This window comes from Gordonia aquimaris (genome assembly GCF_026262595.1).
Taxonomy (GTDB): domain Bacteria; phylum Actinomycetota; class Actinomycetes; order Mycobacteriales; family Mycobacteriaceae; genus Gordonia; species Gordonia tangerina.
The window spans coordinates 149258-159618 of record NZ_JAPKFM010000009.1; the positions used below are offsets into that span (position 1 = coordinate 149258).

General features: G+C 66.2%; 9 protein-coding genes. 5 read left to right on the forward strand and 4 right to left on the reverse strand.

Features of this window, described 5'->3' with window-relative positions; genetic code table 11:
- Positions 1-386: 386 nt before the first annotated feature.
- The 3 genes from OSB52_RS11075 to OSB52_RS11085 form a co-directional block, all read right to left on the reverse strand.
- Complete coding sequence (locus tag OSB52_RS11075; protein WP_266061665.1) at positions 387-1121, reverse strand: hypothetical protein; 735 nt, start codon at positions 1119-1121, stop codon at positions 387-389.
- A gap of 302 nt (positions 1122-1423) precedes the next feature.
- On the reverse strand, positions 1424-2221 hold the full coding sequence (locus OSB52_RS11080) for a carbon-nitrogen hydrolase family protein (protein ID WP_266061666.1): 798 nt from the start codon (positions 2219-2221) through the stop codon (positions 1424-1426).
- Positions 2222-2226: 5 nt separating this feature from the next.
- Positions 2227-3888 (reverse strand): flavin monoamine oxidase family protein, encoded by a 1662-nt coding sequence (locus OSB52_RS11085; protein ID WP_266061681.1) that lies wholly within the window; start codon positions 3886-3888, stop codon positions 2227-2229.
- Between the two features lie 163 nt (positions 3889-4051).
- Between OSB52_RS11085 and OSB52_RS11090 the strand changes: the two genes are divergently transcribed.
- The 4 genes from OSB52_RS11090 (at position 4052) to OSB52_RS11105 (ending at position 7892) form a co-directional block, all read left to right on the forward strand.
- On the forward strand, positions 4052-4426 hold the full coding sequence (locus tag OSB52_RS11090; protein WP_266061667.1) for a VOC family protein: 375 nt from the start codon (positions 4052-4054) through the stop codon (positions 4424-4426).
- A 64-nt stretch (positions 4427-4490) separates the two neighbouring features.
- Positions 4491-5828: a type I glutamate--ammonia ligase gene (locus tag OSB52_RS11095; RefSeq protein ID WP_266061668.1), complete on the forward strand. Its 1338-nt coding sequence runs from the start codon at positions 4491-4493 to the stop codon at positions 5826-5828.
- Between the two features lie 4 nt (positions 5829-5832).
- Positions 5833-6975 (forward strand): amidohydrolase family protein, encoded by a 1143-nt coding sequence (locus OSB52_RS11100; RefSeq protein WP_266061669.1) that lies wholly within the window; start codon positions 5833-5835, stop codon positions 6973-6975.
- A gap of 26 nt (positions 6976-7001) precedes the next feature.
- A complete protein-coding gene (locus tag OSB52_RS11105) occupies positions 7002-7892 on the forward strand; it encodes an ATP-binding protein (RefSeq protein WP_266061670.1) in 891 nt (296 codons plus the stop codon).
- A 55-nt stretch (positions 7893-7947) separates the two neighbouring features.
- Here the strand turns inward: OSB52_RS11105 and OSB52_RS11110 are convergent, their stop codons facing one another.
- The gene (locus OSB52_RS11110) at positions 7948-9411 is read right to left on the reverse strand and encodes an MFS transporter (RefSeq protein WP_266061671.1); all 1464 of its coding nucleotides are present in this window, start codon (positions 9409-9411) and stop codon (positions 7948-7950) included.
- A 110-nt stretch (positions 9412-9521) separates the two neighbouring features.
- Here OSB52_RS11110 and OSB52_RS11115 point away from each other — a divergent pair, with 110 nt between their 5' ends.
- Entirely contained in the window at positions 9522-10214 is a 693-nt protein-coding gene (locus OSB52_RS11115) for a TetR/AcrR family transcriptional regulator (protein ID WP_266061672.1), read from the forward strand.
- Positions 10215-10361: the final 147 nt, after the last annotated feature.

The following is a 10361-nucleotide window of genomic DNA, read 5'->3' on the forward strand; positions in this document are numbered from 1 at the left end:
GACTGCGTCGGGTCGGGGCGACCGGTTGCCGCGGCAGCACGATCGACCCGACCCGACCCCTCGAACGACGCCCTCCCCTGCGTCGACGTGTGCTGGTCGAGATCCGTCGGACGCGGCAGCACGCCCGTCCACCGAAATCGACCGATCCGCGGTCAGCAGAGCGCTCGACACACTGCGCAGCGACGCCCCGTCGGTGCGTCCATCGCACTCTGACGGGACAAATAAAACCCTCTGACATGCGCAGATGCCATCCTCAACCCACCTACCGGAAAGTAGCTTACCGCCGCGTAACCTACGCTAGGGTAAAGCCACCTACTTGTAAAGTGGTTCGCGGCACACTGAGTGAACATTCGTGACCCGAACCACGATCACGAGAACATCGCAGGTCAGTTCGACCCTCGGCCCGAGAGGCGCAGCGCGGAGTGCGCCAGGCCGATCGCCCGGCAGCCCTCACCCAACGCATCCGGGTTGTAATCGAGCAGCGACGACGAACGGGCGTCAGCGCACCGTCGGTCGAATGGCGCCGACCATCGGGTGTGGTCCGGATCGGCGAAAAAGGCACTCGCCTTGCTCAGATAGATCGGCAGCAATCCCGCGCACGATCCGTCGAGCACCGGCACCGCCGCGCTCAGCACTGCACGCAGCAGCGCGCGGTCGTCGTGGAGGGGTCGCGGACGCAGATGCAGTGCACGCGAGGCGGTGTGACAGTTGGTCGGATCGGTCAACGAATACACCGCGACAAACGCAAACGCGACGCGCACGATCGCGAGCCCCTGCGGATCCGCCGCCCAACGCGACTGCCCGGCGATGAGCTCGAGCGCCCGGACCGGAAGCGAAGCGGGGATCTCCCTCAGATCTTCTGCTCGACAATTCTTCTCGTCGATCTCGTCAGCGGCCATCTGCTTCAGGACGCCGATCCGATGAGCATGCTTGCGCAGCATCGCCGACAGCGCGATCGACGCGTCAAAGCTCAGCGCGAACTCCTGCGGAGCATCGAGCAACGCATCGAGGCCGGGAATGACGATGAGCTCTTCGACCTCGACCGCCTCGAGCAACGCTGATGGCCTGCGCACCGAGCCATCGACCCGGCCGCGGATACGTGTGGAAAGTGTGTCGGGCATGATCCCCCTCATCGGACGTGCAGATGCCTGCGTCATACCCAGCCCCGACACCAGGAGCATGACGACCCGAACGGCGGTCGACGCGCATAGTGGCGTCGACGTCGAACAATCTCAAACCGCTTGCCGGAGATGACGGAACCCGTCGACCACCGCCGACCGACCCCGCTACCGACCCCCTGCACACCGAACGCTACTGGCCAGTAGGTTCGATGCGTATCGCTACCGTAGGGTACGGACGGCCGACTGTCCAGAGTCAATTTCCCCTCAGGTGTAACGCATTTGACGCCCGGCGCCCACCCCGATCAGCACACGTCCGTCCTCAGATCACGCAGATATGGATACGTCTCGCGCGACTCCTCGAGGGTCGGGCGATCGAGGTCGACGACGAGCAGCTCCGGCTCGCGTCCGGCCTGCGCCAGCACTGCGCTCGTCGGGCTCACCACCGTGCTGCGGCCGCCGTAGACCAGATCGCCTTCTGCACCACAGTAATTGGCGTAGGCGAGGAAGACCTGGCTTTCCAGCGCGCGCGCCGGCAGCAACACTTCCTGCACAACGTCGTAGTCGATCATATTCGCAGTGGGCACGCAGATCAGGTCCGCTCCCCGCCGCGCGCAGGACCGGACCAACTCGGGGAACTCGACCTCGTAACAGGTCAGCAGACCCACTCGCCACCCCGCCCACTCGACGACGGGCGGGCGTGACGAGCCCGGGGCCACCATGCGGCGATCGATGTCGCCGAAGAGCTGAGTCTTGTGATGGGTGGCGATCGCGGACCCGAGCCGATCGACGAGACGGATGGCATTGAACCGCCGACCTTCGGGGACAAGCTCCACGCAGCCGTACATGATGGCGATGTCGTGGCTGCGCGCGATGTCGCGGACCCGTTGGGCCACTGGGCCGTCCGGGGCATCGGCGAGCCGATCGGCCGCATCGGGACCGATGGCGTAGCCGGTCACCACCATCTCCGGGGCGATCAACAGCTGCGCTCCGCGCGCCGTCGCCACAGCCGCCGTCGCATCGAGGCGGGTCAGGTTGGCTTCGACCTGAAGCGGCTGGGATTCGCACTGCCACAGCGCTATTCGTACATCGACGTCGGCCACGACGCTCACCCGCCGATGTCGATCGGCCCGAGTTCGGCGTAGCGGTCGCCCGGGCCGGGATTGTCGGGATGGCTGCGGCCACCGAAATGATTCAGCACGCCCCAGACCGCGTTGAGCGCGGTCTGCACCGCCCCCTCGACCCAGGCCGGCATGAACGAGACGTCGTCGCCGGCGATGAAGATGCCACGCTCGGCCTCGGGCAGGCGTTCCTGGCCGTAGAAGTGTCCGTACATGCGGGTGTTGTAGCGGTAATGCCCGGGCAATGCACCCTTGAAAGCGCCCAGGAAATGCGGTTCGTTCTCCCAGGACACGGTGATCGGTCGCCCGACGATGTGCTCGGCGATGTCCACGTCGGGGTAGATCTTGCGCAGGGCGTCGAGCATCAACGACACCCGCTTCTCCACCGGATGTGGCAGCACTTTGAGTGCGTCGCTCATCCAGCTATAGCTCAGGCAGATCACCCCAGGACGGTCGGGGCCGTTGTCAAACAGGTAGGTACCCCGGGTCAACCGGTCGGTCAGCGTCATGCTCAGCACGTCGCGGCCGGTCGCCGGGTCGCGTTCGGTCCAGAACGGTCGGTCCACCATCACGAAGGTCTTCGACGACTGCATGTAGCGCGTCCGATCCAGGGCCATCCACAGGTCCTGGCTGAACAGGCTTTCATCGCAGTCGATCTCGGTGGACAGCAACCACGCCTGACAGGTCGCCACGACGGCCGGGAACTCACGGGCGTCGCCCCAGCGGTCGACGACCTCGATCCGGCCCGGCGCGACACGGCGGATCGCGGCCGCACCTGCCCGCGGCACTCCGCTGTGCAGCGACGACAGACTCGTCCCGACCGGCCAGTACCGGATGCGGGCCGGACTGTCCGACCAGAGCCGCCGGGGCACCTGCTCGACCCCGCCCACGATCAGGTGCTGCTCGGTGTCACAGTTGGTGACCACCACGCGCAGGATCTCCAGCATCGAATTGGCGAAGTCGGAATCCCATCCGCCGGTGCCGAATCCGACCTGCCCGAACAGCTCGCGATGCCGGAAGGTCAGCGCCCCGAATTCGTCGGAGGTGGCCAGGAAGTCGTAGAAGCTGCGGTCATCCCAATCCACCACCAACCGGTTCCACAGGTCCTTGAGCCGACCGGTGTCGCGGTTGCGGATGGCATCCTGCAGCGCTGAGAACCCGGCAACGCGTTCGAGTGCACTGTCCCAGGCCTTTTCGATCTCGGTGTAGATGGGCGGAAGATCGGCGAGGGTGCGGGCATAGAGCGTCTCGCCACCAAGGTCGATGACCGTGGAGCCGGCCGCCGGCGTCAACGGATTCGGGAACGGCCGCGACCGCAGACCGAAGGTGTCGACGTAGTGGAAGAACGTCGACGACGAGATCGGGAACCTCATGCCGCCGAGTTCGGCGACTTCCGGCTCACCGGGCACGAAGTGCTCGCTGCGCAGGCGACCACCGATGCGTTCGGGTTCGTAGACCACTGGGCGCAGGCCGATCTTCATCAGCTCGTAGGCGGCCACCATCCCCGCCATCCCGGCGCCGATCACGGCGACCTCCGAGCCGAGCGCGTCGGCGGGCACCGACCCGATCCCGGCCGGATGCGTGATCCAGTCGTCGTAGGCGAACGGGAAGTCCGGACCGTAGATGGTCACCGGCCGATCGGGGTGCACAAGGCTCAAGGATATTGCGTGGGCGCGGCATGCGTCGGACACCGCCGAAAAGACGCGCCGAAGGGGAATCGTCTCGGCTCGCGCATCGAGGACCGAATATGTCCTCGATGCCGGTCACACTGAACTCGCCCACATTCACTGACCACACACGAGAGGCATCGTCATGGACTGGACACTCGAAGTCGCGTTTCTCCCCGTCACCGACGTCGACCGCACCAAGGACTTCTACACCCGGATCGGATTCCATCCCGACCACGACCAGTCGCCCAGCGACGACATCCGATTCGTGCAGATGACCCCGCCCGGATCCGCCTGTTCCATCGCCTTCGGCAAGGGCATCGTCGAAGACCCCGGACCCAACGTGGGCCAGTTGATGCTGTGCGTGTCCGATATCAACGCGGCACGTACCCAACTCCTGGACGCAGGGGTCGACGCCAGCGAAGTCGATGTGCAGCCGTGGGGACACTTCGTCTACTTCGACGACCCGGACGGAAACCACTGGAACGTGCAGTACCTGCCGTATCGCTACGAGAGTTGACCGCCGGCACGCGCGTCCGCCGTTTCCCGTGCGGCGGACGCGCGCGGGCACGACACTGAGAGGTATGCAATCGGGCGCACCGGGCGGCACAAAGGGTACCGATCCGACCGTTCTCCTCGGCACGATCGTCAACCCCGCAGGTCTGATCCTCGCCAAAACCGTGCCACAGGTCCGGGTGCCGGCGTTTGCCTCCCCCGGGCTCGGTGCCAGTCCGACCTGGCACGCGTTCGCCGCCGATCAGGTCGGTATCGCGTTCACCGATGCCATCGGCGTCGTCGGCGATCAGCGCATCCGTGTCGACCTCGAAGCGATGCACACTCTCGATGCGACCCTGGTGTGGGCGCCCGGCGAGTTCTTCGACCAAGCCGGCGCTCCGGTGCCGCAGTGTGCGCGCGGAACATTGCGCCGGGTCGTCGACAGCCTGGGCCGCACCGGTCTGCGCGCGATGGTGGGGCATGAACTCGAGTTCATGCTGACCGGCCCGGAAGGACAGCAACTGCCGGCACACCTGTGGGCCCAGTACGGCGCGGCCGGTGTCCTGGAACACGAACAGTTTGTCCGTGAGGTGTTGGCGGACTGTCATGCGGCGGGCGTCGGCGTCGAGCAATTTCATCCCGAGTACGGCCGCTCGCAGTTCGAACTGTCCATCGAACCCCGCGACCCGGTTGCCGCCGCCGATCAGGTGGTGTTGGCGCGGATCGTTCTCGGTCGCGTCGCCCGACGGCACGGATTGCGCGTCAGCTTCTCACCCAAGCCGTTTGCCGACGGCGTTGGATGCGGAGCACACCAACACATCTCGCTGATGCAGGACGATCAACCGCTGTTCTCCGGCGGGCCCGGGCCAACCGGGCTGAGGGCGCTGGGCGCGAACGCGATCGCCGGGCTCGTCGACGCAATGGTCGACTTGCAAGGCGTATTGAGCGGCTCGGTCGTCTCGGGGCTACGGATGCTGCCCGGACAATGGGCCGGCGCGTTCGCGTGCTGGGGCGTGGAGAACCGCGAAGCTGCGGTCCGCCTCATCCGTTCCGGTCCGGCCACCCCGCGCGGCGCGAACGTCGAGGTCAAAGCCATCGACCCCTCTGCCAACGTGTACTTCGCGACCGCAGCGATCCTCGGTGCGGCGGCTCTCGGCATCGCACTGGAGATGCCGTTGCCACCGGAGGTCACCGTGGACCCGGCCACGCTGACCGACCAGCAGCGCGCCGAAGCCGACATCGCACCGCTGTCCGCGGATCAACGCGCGATCGTCGACACCTTGGATGCTTCGACAACGGTGCGGGCGATTCTCGGCGACCCGGCGGTCGATGCCCTGGTCGCCGTGCGCGGCTATGAGGTGGACAACTTCCCCGACCACACGGCCGACACTCTGACCGAGCGGTTCCGCCTCGCCTGGAGCGTGTGACCCGATGGCGTCGCCGGGGCCGATCGCCGAACACGTCGCGACGATGCCGCTCATCGATCACCATGTGCACGGCTGCTGGATCGACAGCGTCGACCGCACCCGCTTCGAGAATGCCTTGAATGAGGCGAACACCGAGCCGGTGTCCGCCGACGATGCGCCCTTCGATACGCAGATAGGGTTCGCGCTGCGCCGCTGGTGTGCGCCGATTCTCGGCTTGCCGGTGCACGCACCGGCGGACGTCTACTGGGCTCGGCGCGCAGAGTCGGCGGAGGTCGACATCGCACATCGGTTCCTGCGTGCCGCCGGTGTGTCCGACTGGGTCGTCGACACCGGGCTGCCGGGCGTGGCAGATGTCGACCTGCTGGCCCGGTGGTCGGGGTCTGCCGCGCACGAGGTGCTCCGGCTCGAATCGATCGCCGAGGATGCGGTCACGCGCGGCGGCAGCTACGCGGATGCCTTCGACGAGATCCTCGCCGAACGAGCCCGAGATGCGGTGGGCGCCAAGTCGATCATCGCCTATCGCGGCGGGTTCGACGGGGATCTCACCGACCCGGAGCCGGCGCAGGTCGAGGACGCCGCCCGACGCTGGCGCGAGGTCGGCGGCACCCGACTCACCGATCGCACGCTGCTGCGTTTCGGACTGCATCGCGGGCTACGGCTGGGCAAGCCACTGCAGTTGCACGTGGGACTCGGTGATCGCGATGCCGACCTGCACCGCACCAATCCCCTACTGCTTCTCGACTTTCTGCGCACCAGCGGCACCACGCCGGTCATGCTGCTGCACTGTTATCCGTTCGAACGCGAAGCCGGATATCTAGCCCAGGCGTTCAGCAACGTCTACGTCGACGTCGGGCTCGCGGTGAACCATCTCGGCGCCCGCGCCCCCGAACTGATCGCACGTTCGCTCGAGTTGGCACCCTTCCGCAAGGTGCTCTACTCGTCGGATGCGTACGGTCCGGCCGAGCTCCACTACCTGGGCGCGCAGCTGTGGCGGCATGGCCTGGCGAAGGTCCTGCAACGATTCGTCGACTCCGACGCGTGGGCACTCGACGACGCGCTACGGGTGGCCGAGCTGATCGGGTCCGGGAATGCGCGGCGGGTGTACGGGCTCACTGGCGATGTGCGATTGACCGCATCAGCCCGCTGACCGACCCCTTCGCCATACTGTCTGCTGTGCATGCAGTGAATCTGGCGGCCGTCGGCCCGATTGAATTTGCCGTGCCGGTGTGGGCAACAGCGATAGCGCTGGTCGTGGTACTGATCATCGCCTGGGCGTTCGGCGGCGTGGCCCGCTGGACCCTTCGCGATCGGGCGAAGATGAACGTGACGACCTCCATCGTCTTGTCGATCGTCGGTACCGCCATCGGACTGTTGATCGCCGGCGCGCTGGACTCGAACCTGAAGCTGTGGAGCGGGCTGACCGTGATCCTCGGGCTGGTGGGGTCCATCGCCGCCGTGTTCACCTACACCGCGGTGATCGCACGGGTTCATCCGCCGCGCGCCACTCTGACCGAACTGATGGCCGCAGGCGAGTCCGATCGGCTGGAGTTCAAATCGACCGCGCGGGTCAACATGCACACCGGCGAGAAGGACGCCCGCATGGAGCATGTGATCGTCAAGACGGTGTCGGGGTTTCTCAACTCCGGCGGGGGCACCCTGCTGATCGGTGTCGACGACGACGGCCGGCCACTGGGCCTCGACCGCGACTACGCGACGATGAAGGTGCCCGACGCCGACCGCTTCGAGTTGTGGCTGCGAGACCTGTTCTCGACGTCGTTCGGGCAGAACGCGGCCGCGGCCATCGGGGTCACGATCGAGGACGTTGCAGCCGACGACGGTCAACGACCGGTGTGCCGGATCATCTGCTCGCCGTCGACGAGACCGGTGTATCTGCGGCCCGGCAAGAAGGCCGATCCCGAGTTCTGGGTGCGCAGCGGCAATTCCACTCGCCAACTCACCATCGACGAGGCTGCCGAATACATCATGAGTCGTTGGCCGCTGGGTGCCGGGTCGGCGATCGCGGCGCAGGTTCGGGCGGCGGTGCGGTTCTCGATCGACCGCTGAGCCTGCCCTGTTCTGTGGATTCGTAGTATGAAGCGGCACGTCGAGCCGCTTCATACTACGAAATCGGTTGCGGCTCTTCGGTCGCATGCGAATTGGTGAGAGTCAGCGCGCCGAATCCGGCGATCAGACCGACGACCACAGCCAGCACCGCGTAGGTGATCCGCTCACCGTGGAAGAACGATGTCACCAGATCGGTGCTCCACACCCCTGCGGGCAACGTCGCCGTCACCAGCACCGCGATCAAGGTGCCGACGACTGCGGTGCCGATGCTGGTCCCCACCTCCTGGGCAGTGTCGTTGAGGGCGGCGCCGATCGAGGTGCGGTTCTCCGGCATCGCATCGACCAGAGCCACCGCACAGATGGTCATCACCGTGCGCAGCCCGATGGTCAGCGTCACCATGAAGACGGCGATCGCGAGGTACCCGTGGTCGACGCCCCAGGCGAGACCGGCCAGTGAACCGCCCAGCAGCACCGCACCGACCAGACACGCGATCCGATGCCCGAACCGCTTGGCCAACCCCTCGGAGATCGGCGTCGCAGCGATCATCGTGATGATCATCGGTAGGTTCGCCAGGCCGGCCTTCATCGGGCTCCACCCGTAGGCGTACTGGAAGTGCAGGATGAGACCGAACATCACGCCGGCCATGGCGATCGAGGTGCCGATCTGAGCGATGGCAGCGCCACGCACGGTGCCCGAGGTGAACACGCCGAGATCCAGCATCGGTTGGGCCGTGCGGCGCTCGTGCCAGACAAAGGTTGCCAGGGCGAGCACCGCGCCCAGCCCACACCCGATTGTGATGAGCGAGGCCCATCCGTGTTCCACGCCGCTGGTCAGCATGTAGCAGGCGAGGCCGATGGTGGCGATGCTCAACACGGCCCCGGGCAGGTCGAGCCGGTCGTCGGTGAGGTCCTCGGGACGATCGGCCGGCACACCGAGGCGCACCCCGATCCACGCGATCAGTGCGATCGGCGCGTTCACCACCAGCAGCCACTCCCAGCTGAGGTGGACCAATGCGGTGCCGCCCAGCAGCGGCCCGAGGATGAAGCCGCTCATGCCGACGATGATCATCAGCGTCATCGCACGCATCCTCAGTCTGTCGCTCTCGAAGAGCCGGAATACCAGCGAGTTGGTGATCGGCGCCATCGCGGCCGCCGCAACACCGAGCGCAGCGCGCAGCGCGATCAGCTCACCGGCGGAATGGACGAGGACGACGCCGAGACTGATCAGGCCGAAAGCGAATAGGCCGACAAGCAGCACGCGTCGTCGGCCGAGGCGATCGGCGGCGGAGCCCGCGGTGAGCAACAGTCCGCCGAACGTCAGCGAATAGGCGGCGGTCACCCACTGCAATGCAGTGGTTCCACTGCCGAGATCACGGCCGATCGTCGGCAGGGCGATGGTGAGCAGGGTGTTGTCGACCATCTCCACGAAGAAGGCCAAGCACAGCGCCGCGAGCGGAATCCACGCGGCGCTCAGTGACCCATAGGTGCGGGTCGGGGAAGTTTGGGTAGCGGCGGTCATCGCAGCACCTCCTTTCGTCGAACGTTGTTCGGTTCTCGAACATAGTTCGATACTAGAACGGCGTTCGATCCGTGACAAGACAGCGAGAGGCAATGTGATGGGATAGACGAATGGCACCTGGAGCGCGTGGGACCCGGCGTCGCGTCACGCATTCACTCGAGGCCGTCGTCGAGACGGCGGTGGCACTGCTCGACGAGGCCGGCGAACCGGCCCTCACCTTCCGAGCGCTCGCCGCCCGGCTCGGCGGTGGCGTCGGCAGCATCTACTGGTACGTGTCGAACAAGGATGAACTGCTCGACCGCGCAACCGACCATGTGGTGGCCGGAATGCTTTCGGACACCGAGGATCTCGCCGCCGACGGGGACCCTATCGACAACACCCGGGGTATCGCGATCGCTGTCTTCACGGCCATCGAGAAGCGGCCCTGGCTGGCTGCATACTTCATGCGCAACACGACCATTCAGTCCAACGCGCTACTGCTCTACGAACGCATCGGCGAACAGGTGATGCGATTGGGCCTTCCGCCCCGGGAGTGTTTTCACGCGGTATCGGCGATTCTCGGTTATGTCATCGGCGTGGCCGCCGACCTCGGACAGGACCCACCGCAGGAGGTCCTCGACGGCACGGTCGCCGCGGAGACCTATCTACACGGTGTCGCCGACAATTGGCGCGCACTCGACCCGGAGCGCTTCCCGTTCATGCACTACATCGTCGACGAGTTCGACGGTCACCGCGACATCGATCAGTTCCGAGCCGGACTGGAGCTGTTGCTGGAGGGGCTCCGGCTGCAAGCCGAGGGGTAGGGCCGAGTTCCGGCCGCAGTCGCCGGAGGCCGTTGGCGATGAGGGTTGCGTGATCTCGATACGTCCTCGGCTAGCGCCTCGGACTACTCCGTGGATCGAGTAGCCGCGAACGTAGTGAGTGGCGTATCGAGATCGATCGGCGGGTGA